The organism is Diaphorobacter ruginosibacter (genome assembly GCF_040396215.1).
Classification (GTDB): domain Bacteria; phylum Pseudomonadota; class Gammaproteobacteria; order Burkholderiales; family Burkholderiaceae_C; genus Diaphorobacter_A; species Diaphorobacter_A ruginosibacter_A.
This window is the reverse complement of sequence record NZ_JBEBOW010000013.1, coordinates 1-19,204: the sequence shown is the minus strand read 5'-3', so window position 1 is coordinate 19,204 and position 19,204 is coordinate 1. Positions and strand designations below refer to the sequence as shown.

19 protein-coding genes are annotated in these 19,204 nt (G+C 65.0%); 6 read left to right on the top strand and 13 right to left on the bottom strand.

Features of this window, described 5'->3' with window-relative positions:
• Nucleotides 1–19: 19 nt before the first annotated feature.
• The 6 genes from hemH to ABWP92_RS03410 all read left to right on the top strand — a co-directional run bounded on the left by hemH (nt 20) and on the right by ABWP92_RS03410 (nt 5,372).
• On the top strand, nt 20–1,129 hold the full coding sequence (gene hemH / locus ABWP92_RS03435; RefSeq protein ID WP_353233949.1) for a ferrochelatase: 1,110 nt from the start codon (nt 20–22) through the stop codon (nt 1,127–1,129).
• A gap of 25 nt (nt 1,130–1,154) precedes the next feature.
• Nucleotides 1,155–1,871: a glutathione S-transferase N-terminal domain-containing protein gene (locus tag ABWP92_RS03430; RefSeq protein WP_353233948.1), complete on the top strand. Its 717-nt coding sequence runs from the start codon at nt 1,155–1,157 to the stop codon at nt 1,869–1,871.
• A gap of 180 nt (nt 1,872–2,051) precedes the next feature.
• On the top strand, nt 2,052–2,993 hold the full coding sequence (locus ABWP92_RS03425) for a sulfurtransferase (RefSeq protein ID WP_353233947.1): 942 nt from the start codon (nt 2,052–2,054) through the stop codon (nt 2,991–2,993).
• Nucleotides 2,994–3,217: 224 nt separating this feature from the next.
• Nucleotides 3,218–4,291, top strand: a complete 1,074-nt coding sequence (locus ABWP92_RS03420; RefSeq protein ID WP_353233964.1) for a YeeE/YedE thiosulfate transporter family protein — start codon at nt 3,218–3,220, stop codon at nt 4,289–4,291.
• A gap of 36 nt (nt 4,292–4,327) precedes the next feature.
• Nucleotides 4,328–4,507 carry a hypothetical protein gene (locus ABWP92_RS03415; protein ID WP_353233946.1) on the top strand — a complete coding sequence of 60 codons (180 nt, stop codon included), beginning with the start codon at nt 4,328–4,330 and terminating at the stop codon, nt 4,505–4,507.
• 280 nt (nt 4,508–4,787) lie between these two features.
• Nucleotides 4,788–5,372, top strand: a complete 585-nt coding sequence (locus ABWP92_RS03410; protein WP_353233945.1) for a BPSL1445 family SYLF domain-containing lipoprotein — start codon at nt 4,788–4,790, stop codon at nt 5,370–5,372.
• A 140-nt stretch (nt 5,373–5,512) separates the two neighbouring features.
• Here the strand turns inward: ABWP92_RS03410 and ABWP92_RS03405 are convergent, their stop codons facing one another.
• From ABWP92_RS03405 to ABWP92_RS03345, 13 genes are all read right to left on the bottom strand, one after another.
• Nucleotides 5,513–6,508, bottom strand: coding sequence for a rhodanese-like domain-containing protein (locus ABWP92_RS03405; RefSeq protein ID WP_353233944.1), 996 nt, complete (start codon nt 6,506–6,508; stop codon nt 5,513–5,515).
• Between the two features lie 163 nt (nt 6,509–6,671).
• Nucleotides 6,672–8,867, bottom strand: a complete 2,196-nt coding sequence (locus tag ABWP92_RS03400; protein WP_353233943.1) for a 3-hydroxybutyrate oligomer hydrolase family protein — start codon at nt 8,865–8,867, stop codon at nt 6,672–6,674.
• A 119-nt stretch (nt 8,868–8,986) separates the two neighbouring features.
• A complete protein-coding gene (locus ABWP92_RS03395) occupies nt 8,987–10,105 on the bottom strand; it encodes a YeeE/YedE family protein (protein ID WP_353233942.1) in 1,119 nt (372 codons plus the stop codon).
• 58 nt (nt 10,106–10,163) lie between these two features.
• Nucleotides 10,164–11,891 (bottom strand): thiosulfohydrolase SoxB, encoded by a 1,728-nt coding sequence (gene soxB / locus ABWP92_RS03390; RefSeq protein ID WP_353233941.1) that lies wholly within the window; start codon nt 11,889–11,891, stop codon nt 10,164–10,166.
• A 120-nt stretch (nt 11,892–12,011) separates the two neighbouring features.
• Nucleotides 12,012–12,671, bottom strand: a complete 660-nt coding sequence (gene soxX / locus ABWP92_RS03385) for a sulfur oxidation c-type cytochrome SoxX (protein WP_353233940.1) — start codon at nt 12,669–12,671, stop codon at nt 12,012–12,014.
• Between the two features lie 14 nt (nt 12,672–12,685).
• Complete coding sequence (gene soxA, locus ABWP92_RS03380) at nt 12,686–13,501, bottom strand: sulfur oxidation c-type cytochrome SoxA (RefSeq protein WP_353233939.1); 816 nt, start codon at nt 13,499–13,501, stop codon at nt 12,686–12,688.
• Nucleotides 13,502–13,563: 62 nt separating this feature from the next.
• Nucleotides 13,564–13,875, bottom strand: coding sequence for a thiosulfate oxidation carrier complex protein SoxZ (soxZ, locus tag ABWP92_RS03375; protein WP_353233938.1), 312 nt, complete (start codon nt 13,873–13,875; stop codon nt 13,564–13,566).
• 54 nt (nt 13,876–13,929) lie between these two features.
• The gene (gene soxY / locus ABWP92_RS03370) at nt 13,930–14,385 is read right to left on the bottom strand and encodes a thiosulfate oxidation carrier protein SoxY (RefSeq protein WP_353233937.1); all 456 of its coding nucleotides are present in this window, start codon (nt 14,383–14,385) and stop codon (nt 13,930–13,932) included.
• Between the two features lie 86 nt (nt 14,386–14,471).
• Nucleotides 14,472–15,536, bottom strand: coding sequence for a c-type cytochrome (locus ABWP92_RS03365; RefSeq protein ID WP_353233936.1), 1,065 nt, complete (start codon nt 15,534–15,536; stop codon nt 14,472–14,474).
• Nucleotides 15,520–16,890: a sulfite dehydrogenase gene (gene soxC / locus ABWP92_RS03360; protein WP_353233935.1), complete on the bottom strand. Its 1,371-nt coding sequence runs from the start codon at nt 16,888–16,890 to the stop codon at nt 15,520–15,522. The genes ABWP92_RS03365 and soxC overlap by 17 nt, the downstream gene beginning before the upstream one ends.
• A 54-nt stretch (nt 16,891–16,944) precedes the next feature.
• Nucleotides 16,945–17,229: a c-type cytochrome gene (locus tag ABWP92_RS03355; RefSeq protein ID WP_502907439.1), complete on the bottom strand. Its 285-nt coding sequence runs from the start codon at nt 17,227–17,229 to the stop codon at nt 16,945–16,947.
• Between the two features lie 327 nt (nt 17,230–17,556).
• Nucleotides 17,557–18,063: a thioredoxin fold domain-containing protein gene (locus ABWP92_RS03350; RefSeq protein ID WP_353233934.1), complete on the bottom strand. Its 507-nt coding sequence runs from the start codon at nt 18,061–18,063 to the stop codon at nt 17,557–17,559.
• Nucleotides 18,060–19,067, bottom strand: coding sequence for an MBL fold metallo-hydrolase (locus ABWP92_RS03345; protein ID WP_353233933.1), 1,008 nt, complete (start codon nt 19,065–19,067; stop codon nt 18,060–18,062). The genes ABWP92_RS03350 and ABWP92_RS03345 overlap by 4 nt, the downstream gene beginning before the upstream one ends.
• Nucleotides 19,068–19,204: the final 137 nt, after the last annotated feature.

The following is a 19,204-nucleotide window of genomic DNA, read 5'->3' as shown; positions in this document are numbered from 1 at the left end:
GGCCTGCGACAATCACGCCATGCAAGCTCCCCAAGTCGCGGCCCCCGCCGCCCACGCCGCGAGCGCCACGGTCGATGGCGCGCCCCCGTCCCACCAGCCACGCTGCGCCGTGGTGCTGGTGAATCTGGGCACACCGGACGAGCCCAGCGCGCCGGCGCTGCGGCGCTACCTGGCGCAATTCCTCGGTGATCCGCGCGTGGTGGAGATCCCCCGCATCGCGTGGCTGCCCATCCTGCACGGCATCATCCTGCGCGTGCGCCCCGCCAAATCAGCGGCCAAGTACGCATCGATATGGATGAAGGAAGGCTCGCCGCTCGCCGTCTGGACGGCCCGGCAGGCGGTGATGCTGCGCGGCTGGCTCGGGCAGGCCGGACTTCGCCAGGTCCAGGTGATTCACGCGATGCGCTACGGCCAGCCCGCCATCGCCGCGCAGTTGCAGGCGCTTCAGGACCAGGGCGTCGAGCGCATTCTGGTGCTGCCGCTGTACCCGCAATACTCCAGCACCACCACTGCGAGCGTCGTGGATGACGTCTACGCATGGCTGGCGACGAAGCGCCACATGCCGGAGCTGCGTTTCGTGAACCGCTACCACGATCACCCCGCATACATTCACGCGCTGGCCGCGAGCGTGCGCAGGCACTGGGCCCGCGAAGGCGGCCCCGCCGAACGGCTGGTGATGAGCTTTCACGGCATCCCCGCGCGCAACGTGGCGCTGGGCGATCCGTATGCGCACGAGTGCCATGTCACCGCGCGCCTGCTCGCCGCCGAGCTGGGACTCAAGGACGAGCAGTACCTGGTCACCTTCCAATCGCGCTTCGGCAAGGCCAAATGGCTGGAGCCATACAGCGAGCCCACGCTCATCGCCATGGCGCGGCAGGGCATCAGCCGCGTCGACGTGATGTGTCCAGGCTTCACCAGCGACTGCCTGGAAACTCTGGAGGAAATCAACCAGGAGGCGCGAGAAGCCTTCCTGCATGCAGGCGGAAAGGAGTTTCGCTACATTCCCTGTCTGAACGACGACCATGCCTGGATATCAGCGCTCAGCGCCATCGCAGCGGAACACCTGGGCGGCTGGGCGAGCGCGCAGGAGGCGCCGCCCCGCGAGTCCATGCAGCCGCGTTCGACCTGAAACCCTATGGAGACAAGCCAACACCATGACGACATCCGCCATCGACGCCTTTCCCATTACCCGCAAGTGGCCCGCACGGCATCCCGAGCGCCTGCAGCTGTACTCGCTGCCCACGCCCAACGGCGTCAAGGTGTCGATCATGCTGGAGGAAATCGGCCTGCCCTACGAGGCGCATCGCGTGGCCTTCGACACGCAGGATCAGATGTCGCCGGAGTTCCTGTCGCTCAATCCGAACAACAAGATCCCTGCCATTCTCGACCCCAACGGCCCGGACGGAAAGCCGATGGCGCTGTTCGAATCGGGCGCGATTCTCGTCTATCTGGCATCCAAGTCGGGCCAGTTGCTGCCCAGCGACGACGCGGGCCGCTTCCGGACGCTGCAGTGGGTGATGTTCCAGATGGGCGGCATCGGCCCGATGTTCGGACAGCTGGGGTTCTTTCACAAATTCGCGGGCAAGGAATACGAAGACAAGCGTCCGCGTGACCGCTATGCGGCCGAATCGCGCCGCCTGCTCGGCGTGCTGGACGCCCAATACGCCAGCCACCAGTGGGTAGCAGGCGACGAGTACACGATCGCCGACATCGCCATCCTGCCGTGGGTGCGCAACCTCAACGGCTTCTATGAAGCGGGCGATCTGGTCGGCTTCGGCGACTTCAAGCACCTGGCAAAGGCACTTGAGCGCTTTCTCTCGCGGCCCGCGGTGCAGCGCGGCCTGGTGGTGCCGGAACCACCCAGGCAATGACGAGGCTTGAAATTAGTCGTCCATGAATCAGTGACGGCTTATTCATTAGGCGGTATATGAATACTGCTTCTTCGTTGTTGGAGTGCGGGGAGTTGAGGAGGAAAATCAACCCCTGCGGGTGACTCCGAGCGGGCTCCGAGCATCTCCCGCCCCCATAACCTGAGCACTTCCTTTTCCGCCATGAAAGCCTTGATTGCCCTTGCGGTCGCGCTGTCGGCCGCCAATGCAGCCGGGGCTGCAGAGCCCCTTCTCACACCAGAACAACTGCAGCCGCTGCTGCGCGGCGCGGATGTGCGCGTGATCGACATCCGCGACCCCAAGAGCTTCGCGCAGGGCCATATCGAGGGCGCGGTCAACGCGCCTTATGGAAAATGGCGCGGCCCGGCGACCAATCCCGGCGAACTGCCCGACCAGGACAAGCTCAACGCGCTGCTGCAGTCGCTCGGGCTCGCGCCCGAGATCCATGCCGTGGTGGTTTCCAGCGGCGCGGACGCCACCGACTTCGGCGCGATGGCGCGCGTGTACTGGACGCTCAAGAGCCTGGGCCTGACCGAGCTGTCCATCGTCAACGGCGGCATGCAGGCCTGGAAGGCCGCGGGCAAGTCCACCACGCAGGCAGCCGCCGAGGTGCGGCCCAGCACCTACGCACCGACATTCGACACGCGCTGGCTCGCCACGCGCAGCGACGTGGGCAAGCACATCGACCTGAGCAACGCGGCACTCGTCGACTCCCGCCCCGACGCCTTCTACAAAGGGAAGACGCGCGCGCCCGCCGCCAAGATGGCAGGCACGTTGCCTGGAGCGCAGTCGCTCGACTTCAACCAGTGGTTCGTGCCAGGCACCTCCAGGTTCGTCGATGCCGGCAAGGCCCGTGAAATCGCGGCGCAACTGCAGCGCAAGGATGGCCAATCCACCGTGGCGTTCTGCAACACCGGCCACTGGGCGGCTACCGACTGGTTTGGTCTCTCCGAAATGGCCCAACTGCCCAACGTTCAGCTCTATGCGGGTTCGATGGTGGACTGGACCCAGTCCAGCGAAGTCCCGCGCGTGGCCAATCAGCCCAGCCGCGCCGAGTCCCTGCGCTACGACGCGCAGCAGTGGTGGAAGCGCACATTCCAGTAAACGCGCGGGCCAGGGGCCCCGCGCTACCCGGTGGTCGCGCGGGCAAGCCCCCCCGCGCCATCGCCCTCCCAGCCCGCAAGCATTTCAACAATGACATCATCAAACAAGGTTCAGGCAACATGAGCACGGCCACATCGACGGCTTCCGGCGGCGCCAGCGCCGAGCTGAATCCATCCGCATCTCCCGCGCCCTCCGTGGGGGCCAGGCGCCTGTCGCTGGCGCTGATCTTTCTGGCGTTCTTTGGCTGGCTGCTGTGGACCATCTCCGTGCGGCAGGCCGCGCTGTTCGCCGTCGGGCTGGGCCTGGGCGCGGTGCTGGCGGGCAAGCGGTTCGGGTTCACCACCGGCTGGCGCATGCTGGTCGAGCAAAAGGATGCCAGCGGCGTGTTCGGCCAATTGCTGCTGCTCGCGCTGGCCGCCGCCATGGCCATGCCGCTGCTTGGCCACTTTCCGGAGCTGACGGCGGCGCTCGGTCCTCCCAGCATCAGCCTGCTGGTGGGCGCCTTCGTCTTTGGCCTGTGCATGCAGATCGCCGACGGCTGCGGCAGCGGCACGCTCTACAAGGCAGGCATGGGCATTCCCATGAACACGGCCATCCTGCCGATGTTCGCCATCGGCAGTTTTCTGGGCAGCCTGAGCCTGGGCTGGTGGATCGACCTGGGCGCCATCCAGCCGGTGGGCCTGGTCACGGCATGGGGATGGCAGGCCGCGCTGGCGGCAACCCTCGCGGCGCTGGCCGTGGTGGCCGTCTGCGTCGCGCTCTACACCCGCAAGGCCAACGCGGATCTGCAGCGCCCGCCCAAGCCGCTGTTCGTTCGCAAATGGCTCGTGGGCGCGGTGCTGCTGGCCATCCTCGCAACGCTCAATCTGCTCATCGCAGGACAGCCCTGGGGCGTGGTGTACGGGTTCGGCCTGTGGGCCGCCAAGATCGCCAACGCGGCCGGTGCGATGGATCTCTCGCAGAACTGGTTCTGGAGCCAGCCCGGCAATGCGGCGCGCCTGCATGAAACCGTGCTGCTGGACGTCACCAGCATCACCAACATCGGCATCCTGGGCGGGGCGCTGTGGGTCGCCGCCGGCAAGCCCGTATCGGCCAGGCCGCTCAGCGGCACGCAGTGGGTGGTCGCGCTGGTGGCTGGACTGATGCTCGGCTACAGCTCGCGCCTGGCCTTTGGGTGCAACGTGGGAGCCATGTTCTCGGGCATTTCCACCGGCAGCATCCACGGCTGGATCTGGGTGCCGCTGGCATTCGCCGGCACGATCTTCGGCCTGCGCATTCGCCGCCACTTCGATATGTGAGCGCCGCGGCAGCGAAACGAAAAAGGCTTGAACATCATGGCTCAACAACAGTACAAAACCCTCCGCGCCGGTTTCTGGATCGTTCTGGTGGTTTTTCTCGCATGGGACCACTGGGCATCGCCCCGCGTCGATCTGCGCTTCGAGGCGCCGCTGATCGCCGCCGGCTCCGGCCAGGCTGCACAGGGCGGACATTGCTCCATGCCGGCGGGCAAGTAAGCCGGCGCCAACATCCGCCTGCGTTTGCAGGCGCACCCGCGCCACGCGGCGCTCGTCGCGGCAAGGCAACCTCCGATTGCGGATTTTGTAGGCGGAAAGCGCGAAGTCGCGTACTGCCCGACACAAACCCGCGAACACGCAATACGATGGAACGATCCTGATACGGCAGGCTGCAGCGGCGCACTTCCACGTTCACCGTCTGGCGCAGGCCGGGAAAAAGGACATGCGCTTTTTCATTCGAACCAGAAAGCGCATCCCCCAACAGAAAGGAAGGAGTGTTATGCGAAATATTTCTCTGCGTACCGTCGTGATGGCCGCCGCCGTGGCCGCTGGCTCCCTGTCGATGGTGGCCTGCACCACCACCAAGACCGATACCGCCGCTGCTCCCCGCATGGACAGCACCACCATCAACACCCGAGCCAACGCGGCGCTCGAGCGGCTGTACACCACGGCCCCCGGCTCCAAGGAAATGATCGCAAAGGCCAAGGGCGTGCTGATCTTCCCGTCCGTGGTGGGCGGCAGCTTTGTCGTGGGCGTGGAGCATGGCCGCGGCGTGCTGCGCGAGCATGGTGTCAACACCGCCTACTTCAGCACGACCGGCGCATCCATCGGCTGGCAGATCGGCGGCCAGTCCAAGGCCGTGATCTATGTGTTCAACACCGACCAGGCACTGCGCCAGTTCAAGGAAAGCAATGGCTGGACTGTCGGTGCGGACGCGCAGGTGAGCATCGGCCGCGTGGGCGCAAACTCATCGATCGACACCACCACCGCGCAAGCCCCCGTGGTCAGCTTCGTGCTGACCAACGTGGGCCTGGAAGCCGGGGTGTCGCTCAATGGCTCCAAGATCACGCGCGTGGTGGAATGATTCCGGCATGATCTTTTTCTGATCGCCACGCTCCATTCGCGGCGCAGCGCACCCGGGGTGCGCCGCAAGCGGGCCGGGAAGCCACCTTGACGGTGGCTTTTTCACACCTGGGCCTCGGGGGACTGGCGCGCTTCGCCCCTTCAGGGGATCAGCGGCCCTTGAACATCCACCTGCTGCTCCTGCCCCGAGGATATCTTGCTCTCCACCTCGAACCCGGCGGCCTGCCATGCCTGCAGGCCGCCGACGAGCGGACGCACATTGGTAAAGCCGGCGCGCTGCAGTTGCCTGGCGACGCGGGCGGCGGAAATCTCGTGCGGGCAGTCGCAGTACACCACCAGCCCGTAGGGATGGTTCTGCTGGGGCAGCAGGTACTCGTGAGGCACGTCGTACTGCCGGGACTCCAGCTTCCACGACGTCGCGCCCGGAATGTGCCCGCGCTGGTATTGCGCGAGGTCGCGCACATCGATCACGGTGGGCATGGAGCCCTGCGCATGCAGTCCAGCCAGTTCCTGCACGGACATGCGCGGCATCTTCAGCGATCGCAGCACCCGCGCGCGCTGCCACCATTTGCGCAGCAGGAACAGCACGAAGACGAAGGCCAGCAGCAACAACCCCCATTGCCCCAGGGCGGCGAGCACGTCCAGCAAATCCTGCACGGTGGTGCTGAACAGCGATCCCAGGAACACCGCCGAGCCGACCCAGATGAGTGCGCCCAGCGCATCGAACAGCACGAAAACGGCCAGCGGCGTGCCCACTGTCCCGGCCAGCGCGCTGGCAATCGATGCGAATCCGGGAATGAACTTGGCGATCAGCAGCGACTTCGGCCCCCAGCGGCCATAGACCTGCTCGGTCTGGCGGATGCAGGCATCGGGCGAGAGCGAGATCCGGCAGATCTTGCCGAGCACGGCGTGACCATAGTTCCGCCCTGCCGCATACCAGAAGACATCGGCGATCAGCGCGGCGAGCACCGCCACCGCGACGAGCAGCGGCCAGCGCGATGCATCGGAGCCTTCCAGCGCGCCGGTCACGACAAGCACCGGATAGGCAGGAATGGGCGCACCGAGCTGCTCCACCAGGACATTGAGGAACACGACCCCGAAACCGTATTCCCGAATCAGGTCCATCAGCCACGTCATCTACTGCAACTCCAGCGAAGCCGCGGTGCGCCCCTTTGGCGCACGCTCGGCGGTTCGCTTCAAAGCTTAAGCGGGAGGCAGTGTCCCTGCGCCGCAAAGGTCAAAAGGCTGGATGGCCACGCGCTCGCAAGGTACGCGGGCATCCAGCCCCTCCATCGCCGGGTTACTCCGGCACCGTGATGGACGTGCCCGCGAAGCCGATCGCATCGGCCGCCGCCGGCGACATGGCGAACGCAGGGACATTGGATGCGGTGATGGCAGTCGCCGCGCCCGGCGTGCCGCCACGGGGCGTGGTGCGCACCACCTGGCTCGCGGGCAGCGGGCCCTTGTTCTTCAGATGCTCCCACATCACATCCATCGCCTGATTGAAGTAGGGATGCAGCGGCACGAAGCGCGTATCAAATCCGGAGAACAGCAGGAACGCGTCGAAGTGCTGCGCATGGGTCACCTCGATGTAGCGGAGATTGGACTGCGCGCCCTCGATGGTCCTGTTCAGCGCGGTGTAGGCCCGCGCATTGTTGTTGACGGGAACCAGCGCATCGCTGCGCCCCGCGACGATGATGGCCGGCTTGCCCTTCAGGCTGGCGCTGTGATGGACCTCCGCGATCCCGGCGCGCACCGCATCGCTTTGCGCCTTGGTCGGAGTGCTGCCTGCAGTCAGCGCGGCGCCCGTGACGGGATCGGTGCCGCTCACCAGCGCATGCTGGCACAGCGCGTTATCCAGACCCAGATCCGCTACTCCGGTGGAAGGCGACACCGCGAACGCCCACGACTTGGCGCCACCCACGGAGTCGTTGTAGATGACCGTGGCGGGCGTGCCATTGGCCGTGCCGTTGGCCGTGGCGAAACTTTGCGCGAGCGCCGTGGACGTCGCCGCCACCACGTCGCCCGTGGCACTGGCCGCGGCGAAACTGGTATTGCACAGATTCGCATCCGCGCCGAACCGGCCATACGCCATCGTGTACATGCCGGAGAGGATCGGCCCATTGCCCAATGCATAGTGCGCGTTGTGCATCTGGTCGTTGTCGCGCGTCCATCCGTAGGCGCGCAGCCTGGCCAGCGCGTCGGCGGCGCGCTCGGCCGTGGTCGAGCCGTTGACCAGCCCCTTGGCGGCGAGCCCGTCGCAACGCGCAGTGGCGCGGGCGGTCATGCCCGTCAGCGCGATGTAGTTGTAGATCGAGGCCTCCGTCAGCGCCGCATCCGCCGCAAGCGCCGCGCAGGGCTGGTAGATGTTGCCGTAGGTGGTGAAGTCGCCCAGCGTCTTTCCATACCCCGCCACCGTCGCGCCGCCGAATTCAATGCCGTAGCCGGATGTGCCCGGCATCTCGGTAACCGGCTCGGAGGCGACCACGCCGTCGATCAATCCGTCGCCGTCCTGCTCCGCAGCCCGCAGCACCGCCGCGCCGCCGTTGGATGCCGAGCCTCCGATCACCAGTGTATTGGCCTTGCCGAACGGCACCGGGTTGCCGGTCGTGCCGAACTGCTCGTTAAGCACGTACATCGCATAGCGAGCCGCGGCGAGCGTATCGTTGCCCCAGTCCTTTTCGGGATTCATCTGCGAGTGCGCATGCTTGATCGCGATGCGATTGGGGAACAGCGCGTTGTAGGCCGACCGGGCCGCGTCGGTGATGTTGGCGGCAAAGAAGGTGAGCTTGCCCGCCGCCGCATGGGTGGCGCGGGACCCATCGATCCGGTTGACGGTATCGTCCGAGAGGTTGTGCAGGCCCACACCCTTGCCCGCATCGGTCAGCGCGACCGCGCACCCTTTCTTCAGGCCCCACTCTCCGGCGGTGCCAATGGCGCCGTAGACGCCGCGCGATCCCGATGACGGGCCGAGCACGATGCATGGATTGCCCGCATCGAAACTGTCGGGCACCTGCACGGCCACCGTCGTCTGCTTGCGGCCCGAGCCATCGTCGAGCACGGCCAGGTATTCACGCCCCGGGATCAGCCCCTCGGACTGCGTGATGGTGCCATCAAGCTTCACATTCGGGCCATAGAGCGTGCCGTAGCCTCCGCCCGCCGATGGATCGAGAATGCCCCGGTAGTTGGAATACAGCGCATTGCGGCGCAGTTCGGCCACCGTGGGATTGGCGGGATCGGCGTAGGCCGGCGCCGCGGCCGCGCCGAGCCCGGTCTTGCCGATGCCGCCCGTCAGCAGATCCTGCTGCGCGGTCGTTTCGCCCGAACTCACCGAAGTGGCGGGATAGACCGTCACGCCGATTTCCGAAATACCCTCCGGCAAGTCATTGCTGACGTGATGCGAGCTGCCTCCACAGGCCGCCAGCGTGGCGGCCGCCAGCGCCGTCAAACTCCATTGAACAACGGCAAAAGAAACCTTTTTCGTGCGGGTGTGCATGTTGTCTCCGTAGATATTGGTTTTTCGTGTTTCACCGTCCGGCATTGTGGGAAACAAAACCGCCACGGGCCCTTGAAGAAAACCCGAATAAGTCAGACTACGTAGGAAAAGGCCCCATATCAAGCCTGGCGCTCAAGCCGCCATTGCTGCACGCGCAGCATCATCACGGCGCCCGCAACGATGGCGGCAACGGCGACAAAACTGCTGATCTGCAGCGCCGAGATCGCGCTGATGCCCTGGCCTACCGTGCAGCCCAGCGCCATGACGCCGCCAATCCCCATCAGCGTTGCGCCCACCAGATGGCGTGCCAGATCGGCATTGTCGGCAAACCCCTGCCAGCGGAACTCGCGCCGCCACAGCGACTGCGCGAACGCACCGCAAACCACCCCGAAGACGGCCACCACTCCCCAGGTCAGCACCTTGGCCTTGTCGCTGAAGAACAGCAGCCAGTCCAGCACATGCGCCACGGGCGCCACGAAGCTGAAGGACTCGATACGGCCGGTATAGGTGGCCGCGTACATGTGTTCCAGCGTTTGCGGATGCTCCTGGACCTCGCCCCAATGCCCGCTGATCGCCCAGGCCGCCGCGACGCATGCCCCCACCAGCAGGCCGCCGGCCAGCACGCTCCCGTCACGTTGCTGGCGGGGCGCGCCCCAACCGAGCGCGATGAGGGCGGCCCCGAGCCCCCCGCCCAGCCACAGACGCACGTTCGCCGCGCCTCCCGCGCCCTTGCTGGCCAGCCACTCCGGCAGGAGCGCGGGCACGGCCAGCGTCACGTTCACGCTATCGAACCAGCGTGCGCGCGGCACGGCGGTAATGCCCTTGAGCGTGGCGAATGCGCTGACCGCCAGCACCAGCAGCACGACGAGCGACTTCAGGCTGCCGCCGCCCAGCCGCGTGAGATTGCGCGCGCCGCAGCCCGATGCCAGCACCATTCCGACACCAAAGAGCAGCCCGCCCACCAGGGCCGACAGCCAGATCACCTGGGGCGCCGCATAGACGATGTTGCGCGGATCGACCCACCCGGCGTGAGCCAGCAGGGAGAAACCGCACATCGCCACGCCAATCGAGATGAGCCACTGGCGCGCGCGCATCCAGTCGCCCACATAGACCACGTCGCTGATCGCGCCCATGGTGCAAAAGCGCGTCTCGCGCATGACGGCGCCCAGGACGGCCGCCAGCAAAAAAACCGCCACCAGGATGGTGGCGTGCAGGGAATCAAACTCGGAAAGGCTCATGCGCGATATTGGAGCGTTTCGCGCCTGGCTGCGCAATGGCAAACGGTACAAATCCCTACTATGCTATGCCATCATTTGGTCTGACATTCAACAAATCAGGCTCATTCAGCTTGCGTGGACCAATGATTTTTTGATCTTTCAACCAGGGCTCCACGATCTCCCAGATAGGCTTGTTGCCCGCGGAGCGGGCCTCCTCCGCCACCGGAGCCCATCCTGCCACCTTGTATTTTCTGTCGGCGTCAAGCAGCTCGCCCTTCAGGCGCATTTCCGTGATCCGCGACCCCGCCTTCGCCGTCGGATCGCAGCGATACCGCAGACCTCCGACGCGCACCATGTCGCCGCCCTGCTGATAATACGGATCGGGGTTGAACAGGTTGTCGCAGACATCCTCGAGCACGGTCTTGATCGTCGCGCCGGTCATCTCCGTCACGGTCGCATAGGAATAGGTCGTCGCCGTCATGTCCATCAGCCATTCGCGCGTGATGTCCTGCCCCGCCAGCAGCGAGGTGCCCCAGCGGAAACCCGGCGAAAAGGCGATCGGGCAGTCCTGCACCGCCATCATCGCGTCCAGCAGCAACTGGTCGCCCGTGCCATTGAAGTTGCCGCGGCGGTAAAGCGTGCCGTCCGTGCGCGCCAGCACCTCGCCAAGCCTGTCCTCGTAGGGCGCGCGCACCCTGGTGATGAGCGCCTGCATCTGCGCGTCCGCCGGCAGGATGTTGGAGAAGACCGGCAGCAGGCGGTATTTGAAGCCAGCCACCTTCCCCTCCTTCACGTCGAAGTCCAGCACCCCGAGGAACTTGCCGTTGGAGCCGGCATTCGTCACGATGGTCTTGCCGCCCGCATTCTCGACCAGCGTTGGAACCGGCATGCCGTCATGCGTGTGGCCGCCCAGGATCGCATCGATGCCGCGCACGCGCGAAGCCATCTTCACATCCACGTCCATGCCGTTGTGCGACAGGACGACCACCACCTTGGCGCCCTTGGCCCGCGCATCGTCCACCATGGCCTGCAGGTTGTCGTCCTGGATGCCGAAGCTCCATTCCGAGACCAGGTAGCGGGGATTGGCAATGGGCGTGTAGGGGAATGCCTGGCCGATGACGGCGCACGGCACGCCGTTGATTTCGCGGATCACGTAAGGTTTGAAGACCGGGTCGCCGAAGTCGGTGGTCTTGACGTTCTGCGCGACAAAATCAACCTTGCCTTCAAAGTCCTTCTGGATGATTTCCTGGACGCGGTCCATGCCGTAGGTGAATTCCCAATGCCCGGTCATGACATCGACGCCGAGCAGCTTGCAGGCGTCCACCATGTCCTGCGCCCGGGTCCACAGCGAGGTGGCCGAGCCCTGCCAGGTATCGCCGCCATCGAGCAGCAGCGCCCCGGGGCGTGAGGCCTTCATGCGCTTGACCAGCGTGGACAGGTGCGCGAAACCGCCTACCTTGCCGTAGCGCCTGGCGGCACTTTCAAAATCCAGACAGCTGAATGCGTAGGCGGAGGCCGTATCCGGACGGATCCCGGCCGACTTCAGGAGATGCTCGCCCACGAGATGCGGGCGCTGGTTCTTCATCGCGCCAATACCGAGATTCACGCTCGGTTCACGGAAATAAATGGGATTGAGCTGCGCATGGCAGTCCGTCATGTGCAGAAACGACACGTTGCCGAAAGGCGGAACGTCGTAGAGCGCGCTGTCCGCGGCCTTGCCGTCTGCATGCGCGTGGCGCTGCAGTCCCATGCCCGCCACGCTCGCGGCGGCCAGAACCTGCATGAATTCACGTTTGGAGAGGCTCATGGAGTCATCCGAATCTTGTGGTTTGCATCCTCTGCCCGCTCAGGCGGAGGATGGTGGCGGGAGCGGCCGCGCATCTTCATGCCGACACCGCGCCCGCCTGGCCTGGCTTGCGCCCAATCGCTATTTGTTCACCGGCGAGGCGGGATCGAGCAACAGCGCCACCAGATCGCGCATCTGCCCTTCGCTCAGGATGCCGTTGTGCCCGAAGCGCGGCATATCCGAGCACGCGTTATAGGCCTTGGCATTCCAGATCTTTCCCCATGTGTATTCCAGCATGGCTTTGGACTCGGGACTGTCCAGATCCTTGACGCCACGGATCTTCCCGTAGTTGTAGAGGCTGGGGCCCAGCGTTCCGAAGGAGATCTCCTCCTTGCTGATCTGGTGGCAGTTGTAGCAGTTGCCGCCGTTGGCCGCGCCCGGCTTGTCGTTCCAGGTCATGCCGCGGCCATTCTGCGCCAGCTTCTCGCCAGCCTTCCAGTCGCCCGCGAACTTGCCGTCGGCGGGCCACTTGATGGCCTTGAGCGCATCGGCCTCCAGCCGCGCCGCGACCTTGGCGTCGAGCGGTTTGCCGGTGACATTGGCCTGGCTGCACGCGGCATTGTTCTCGTCCTGCTTCAGGCGGTCCACCTTGGCGATGCCCTTGTCGGTGAACGATGCCTGCATGATCTGCTCGGTGAGCCTGTCCAGATCGGCGGAGCGGTCCACCGATGCGCACCCCAGGATCGCGAGCGAAGACGCCACGCCGAGCATGGGCAGCCAGAATTGACGTTGCTGTTTCATGTCGAGCCTCCCATTCAACGCTTGATGGCCGGGGCCGTCGCTTCGCCGCCCTGCCCGTTCACACCCATGTAGACGCCGAGCGCGATGGTCGCGTCGCTCGCATAGCCAGGATACGGAAACCGCTGCTGGCGAAAGCAGTCATTGAGGCGGCGCTGCATGCTCCACAGCTCGCCGGAAGAAACACGGTAGGCCGGCCATGCGCCGAATCCCGCCGATGCGCCGGGGTTCTTCGTCAGGTTGGGCAGGTCCTGCAGGCGAATGCGCTTGTCGTCCGCGCCATGGCAGCTCGCGCAGGCAAAGTCGTGCGGCCCCCCGCGCATGTAGAAAATGCGCTTGCCGATCTCGTAGGTCTGCCTCTCCTGGGGATGGCCCTGCGGCACGTTGAACTTCATGCCCTTGGACTCGGCGGCGATCCAGGCCACGAGGCCTTCGATATTCTTCTGCTCATCCTTGCCGAAGGGCGTCGCGGCAATCTTGGCGGCATCCAGCCCCTGCAGCGTCTGCATGCACGTCAACAGGCGCGACTCCAGGTCCTGCACCTTGTTGGTGTCGGGAAAGTAACGCGGCAGTTCGACGAATGCGCCCTTGACCACGCCCGCGCCCTTGCCCAGATCGCAGCGTTCGAGCGACGCATTCCTGGGGCCGCGCCTTTGCCTCCAAAGTTCTTCGCCCTTCATTTCAAACAGCTCGGCGGGATTGCCGTCCTGCAGCATCTCGCGATACTGAGCGATGCCGTCGGCCGTGCTTTTCTCCGCCATCGCCGGCTGGGCCGTGCATGCCAGCGACACGGCGGCGGCAAGCGACAGGATGCCCGGGGTTGGATGTCTCATGGGGTGTCTCCTTTTTGTTGTGGCAAAACTCGCAAGGCAGCGCCGCCCGCTGGCGCACGGGCTCAACTTACCGTGGCTTCATCCGTTCGGGTCTCGCCGCGATTGTCCTTCCAGGTCACGGACAGCTTGTCGCCCGCCTTCGCGCCCTTCACGTTGAATTGCAGGAACGGATTCTTCGAAACGGCCGGGCCCCACTCCGCATGGAAGACCGGCTTGCCGTTGAGCGAGGCGCTCACGTCCTGGATGAACCAGGCGGGGATCACCTGGCCATTGGCGTCCTTGCGCTGGCCAGTCTCCATTTCGTGGGACATCAGAATGCGGACGGTCGCTTTGTCGCCGGAAGCTTGGGCGCGGATGCGCATCGGATCGGGCATGTTGTTCTCCTTGATTTTCCAGATATGTTGTGGCCGTTGGCTAACCCGCGGACGTCAGCCGCCGCAGCCGCCCAGAGTGACCTTGACCTCTTTCTTGGCAAACAGCGCCTTGCCGTCGTTCGTGATGGCGACCGCATAGACGTCCGACGTCTGCCCCAGCTTGGCGCGCGTCAGAAAGTTCGCCTCGACTGCCTCGCTCACATCGAACAAAGCCACCATTGTGTTGGGATTCTTCTCCACGAGGATCAGCATGTGCTTCACATTGGGCAGCGTGGTGGCCGCGCCGATCGGCACGACAGCGCCGTTTTCCGCGATGTCGGGCGCCGTCAGCGTGACGTCCGTGCTCTCGGCCGGAGCGCCCGCGCCCATGGCCTTCATCACATCCGCCACGGTCTTGGCGTCGAATGCCGCCTTGTTGTATGCGAACACCGCCTGCGGCAGCAGGCCCGCCGCAAGCAGCATGCCGGTGACGGCCGCGGAATTCTTCACCGCCTGTCTACGTGAAATCATTTTTCTCTCCTTGCAATTCATGGGTTTCAAGAGTCGCTCCATTCCAGACGCCAGATGAGCCGGATGGCCCCGCCATGCCATGCCCGCTACCTGGATGCGCCGGCCAGCCAGTCGGCAATGGCCTTGGCATCATCATCACTCAGGGCTGGCTGCGGCGGCATCGGGACATTGCCCCATACGCCCGAGCCGCCATTCCTGATCTTGCCGATCAGATAACCTGCCTGTCCGGCATGCTTGCCGGCGACGTCGCTGAAAGCGGGGCCGACGATTTTCTGCTCCATGCCGTGGCAGGCCACGCAGCCGTTCTTTTCCAGCACCGCCATCGGCGCGGCCTGTGCGGACTTGCCATTGGCCGCGGCGGCGGGCACGGTCTGCGGCGTGGAGCCCGTCTGCATGCCGTGCTGCGCGCCCACCATGCGGTTCTGGTCCGCCAGGTTGCCATGGTTGTTGCTGGCATGTTCCGGCAGCCGGGATCGAATCTGCGGCTCGGGGCCGCAATCCTTCATGCATGCCGCCGCCTTGGTATCGGGCCTGGCATTCTTCACGAATTCCGGCCCTGGCCACATCGCATGATCGGTCGTCATGCCGTTGCGATTGGGCATTCTTGCCTGCACACCGGCAATGTTCCCGTCGCTCAGCGTGAAGTCCGGCCCCACGATGTCGGCAAGGTTCAGCAGATAGGCGGTCACCGCGTACACCTCGTCGTGCGACAACGATTTGGGCGCATTCCAGGGCATGGCGCGGTTGATGTAGTCCCACACGGTCGATACCGTCGCCACTTTCATGAAAGTCGTGCGCCCGGGAAACGCCGCGTCCTTGAGACGCGCGACATGACCGGTCTTGATATCGTCCTTGGTGGTGCCGCCGATCAGCGGGCTGAATACTTCATTGGATTCGCCAAACACGCCATGGCATGACGCGCACTTGGATTCCCAGATTTCCTGGCCTTTGTCCACCGAGCCGGAGCCCTTGGGCAGCCCCTTGAAGTCCGGACGCACGTCGATATCCCATGCCTGCACCTCCCTGGGCGTGGCGTCGCGGCCGATCCCCTGGAACTTCCGCCCATGGTCTTGCGCGAAGGCGCCCGGCAGGAACAGGCCCGACAGCAACAGCAGCGCGGCGACCTTCATGGCTTCATGCAAGCTGGACATTGACCACCTCCCCGTCTTCGCGCAACGCCCAAGACTGAATCGAGTTGTTGTGATAGATCGAGCGCGAGCCGCGGACCGCGCGATTTTGCTGGTAGGTCGGCTGCACGTAGCCGGTCTCGTCCATGGCGCGGCTCTGGATGATGGCGGGCTTGCCATCCCAGACCCAATCGATGTTGAAACGGGTGAGGCATTTGCTCATCACCGGTCCTTCCAGACGCGCGGTGCGCCAGTTGCGGCCGCCGTCCACGCTCACATCCACACGCTTGATCTTGCCCCGGCCCGACCATGCAAGGCCCGTGATGTTGTAGAAGCCCTTGTCCAGCAGCATCTGGCCGCCCGATGGCGTGGTCACCACGCTCTTGCATTCCTGGATGCTGGTGTACTGGCGATGCTGGCCGTCAGGCAGCAGGTCGATGTAATGGACCGCCTCGTCCTTGGTGGCATAAGGCTGGTCGCCCACCTCGATGCGGCGCAGATACTTCACCCAGCTCACGCCCTGCACTCCCGGCACCACCAGGCGCAGCGGGTAACCTTGCTCGGGCCGCAGCATCTCGCCGTTCTGCCCGTAGGCCACCAGCACCTCTCCCGAGGTGATCAGCTCAACGGGAATCGTGCGCGTCATCGACGAACCGTCCGCCCCCTCCGCCAGAATGAACCGGCCCTTCTTCAGGTCAGCCCCCGCCATCTCCAGCAGGGTGATCAGAGGAACGCCGGTGAACTCGCTGCATGAAAGCATCCCGTGCGTGTACTGCACCGTGGGCACGGCCACATTGCCCCATTCCATGCCGGTATTGGCGCCGCACTCGATGAAATGAAAGCGCGACACGGCGGGCAGCCGCATGATCTCGTCCATGGTGAACACCTTGGCGCTCTTCACCAGGCCGTTGATCATCAGGCGGTGCCTGGAGGGATCGATGTCCCACCAGCCCTGGTGATGCCGCTCGAAATGCAGTCCGCTGGGCGTGACGATGCCGAACAGCGACTGCAGCGGCGCAAACGATACGGACGCCTGGCGTGTCTGGGTCAGGCCGGGGCTCTGGCGACGCTGCACGTTGGCCTCATATTTGGATGGCCTGCCATAGCCTTCGGAGGCGACCGGCTGGCCAAGCCCCTTGGAGTGCGCAGGCAGTTCCAGGATATCGGGATCGCCCCCTCCCAAGTCCTCCAAGTTTTCCACGTTCCGGCCATCCTGCGCCAGCGCGGCACCAGCGGTCACGCCAGCGGCCGCAGCGAACGCCCCGCGAATGAAGTCACGCCGTCCGGCCCGGGCCTGCGCGACCACCTGGGCGACGTCGCCGCCACGGACAAAATTTTCTGGTGCTTTGCGCAACCGGCCTGCGATGGGGTTAGGCATGGTTTTTCCTCAAGTCCTCACGAGTTCATCCTGAACTGACAAGACGAGCGCCGCCTATTTGGCACCGCCCAGAATCCATGCGGCCAAGGTGTTCGCATCCGCATCGCTCAACGCCGCCTGGGCCGGCATGGGAACCGGTCCCCACTTGCCGGAGCCGCCGGCCTTGATGCTCTTGACCAGCCGGGCCTGGGCATCGGGCTGCCCCGCATATTTCTTGGCCACCTCCTGGTACGCGGGCCCGACCAGCTTCCTGTCCACCGCGTGGCAAGCCATGCAGGCATTCTTCTGCGCAAGCGCGAGATTCGCAAAAGCGGGCGATGCCGCCAGACCGCCCATCATGCACATCGCCGCAACCACGTACTCCTGCAAGCGCTTCATCGTTTGTCCTTTATTTATATATAAGCATGTCTTTATGTTTCAAATTATCAGCCGTCATCTACTCCATGCTCGCGAGGGTTTCCACCCGTTATTCTCAAATAGGATAGCGAGCCAATACAACGGAAACCGGCCATCCGAACTGCCAGGGAAAACAGTGCCCATCATGGCGGCTTCGTGCAGAACTCGCCGCGCAGGCACTTCCGCGCAGATCGCCCCGCGGGAATGGCACGGACGCCGCCAGGCACAAGCGACGTCCAGGGCCCTGTGGGCCAGCGCGAGAAGAAAAACTCAACCCCGGACAGCGGTCCGGGCCTGTGCCACCCGATCGTCCAGATAGGCCGCATAAAAATCCGACGAGGATCCCCCGGCCAGCCGGGGCGCCACTTCCCTGCTGTCCCGTCCAAGGAACAACACGGTAGGCGCCACCTCGATCCCCAGTTGCCTGACGAGCGCGCCATGGGTCGTCGCCTGCCCGCCAAGGCCGATGACCGGATCGCGCGACAGGAAATGGATCTGCGTCACCGCCCTTCCCGCGCGCATCTCCGGCACGAGATAGTTTTCGCGGGCCAGCTTGCAGAACGCGCAGCCGCGCAGGGTCGCCAGCACGATCAGCGGTTCGCCGCGCGCCAGCGCCTGCGCGAGGCTGGCGCCCAGATCCGCCGTGGTGGGCAGCAGGCGCTCCGACGCATCGGCAACGGCGGCGAACGCGCGGGTGCGGACGCTGCCCAGAGCAACCGCCGCCGCTGCCGAAGCGGCCAGCCTCAGGATCGCATCGCGCCGCGGCGGGACGGTCATCGCTGCTCCTGCTCCATCAACAGATAGGTGTTGTAGGCATTCATGCGATTGGCTTCCTTGAACAGCGGATAGCCCTCGAAACGCGACCAGTCCGTGTCCTGGTAGGCCGCGTCGAACGGGTCGAGGTTCTCGGCGGCCCGGGCCATGGATTGGCGCAGGTAACTCAGATAGTCGCGCGTGAGCCGCATATCCTTGCGAGGATCTTCGGACGCGGGGCCGTGCCCCGGCACCATCACCTTCACGGGCAGTTTCAGCAAAGCGTCCAGCGCGGCAATCCAGTGGCGGCTGTCGGCCTGGCCGACGTAGGGAATGCGGTTGCGGAACACCACGTCGCCGATGAACAGCGCGCCCGTCTTCGGCAGGAACACCGCCGTATCTTCGGGCGTGTGCGCCGGCCCCATGTGCTGCAGCACGAACTCGGTGCCGCCGATGGTGAGCGTGTTCACGTCACCGCGAATCCATTGCGTCGCGTTGACCATGTGCGTGTCCGCATCGATCCAGGGAGCCAGATCCTTGCGGGAAGCCTCCAGCCGAAGCCGCGCCGTCTCCGAGTTGATGTATTCCCTGGCAAGCTCATTCGCGACGATCTTGGCTCCCAGAGCCGCGAACACCTGCAGGCCGTAGATGTGGTCTGCATGGTAATGGGTCAGTATGACGGTGCTGATCGGCTTGGGCGTGATCGTCCTGATCCGCGCAACCAGCTCCCGCGCGAGGGCCGGCGAGCCCAGCGCGTCAATCACCACCACGCTGTCATCCGTCACGACGAAACCCGCGTTGGAAATGAAATTCCGGTTGGCAGGCGAACCCAGCGCCGAAAGCCCCTGGACGTAGTACACGCCGGGCGCCACGTTCCTGACTTCCATCGGCGCGGCAGGCGCGGTGGCGACGCCAGCCTGCGCCGCTGGCCATTCGGCGTCGTGGGCTCCGTGGGCCAACGAAGGCAGTTGCGGGCTCGACAATGCCGCGACGGCAATCCAACGCAACGCACTACCGGACTTCAACATGGCGGATGGCTCCTGTTTGCTCTGAACACTCCGGCGGCCGGGGGCTGTCCCCACACCCGCCGGATCGGCATGGCGCGGATGACCGTGCCAAGGGTCTTGCCCATGACGAAGATGGGAAGTCCAATGCTAATATAAGT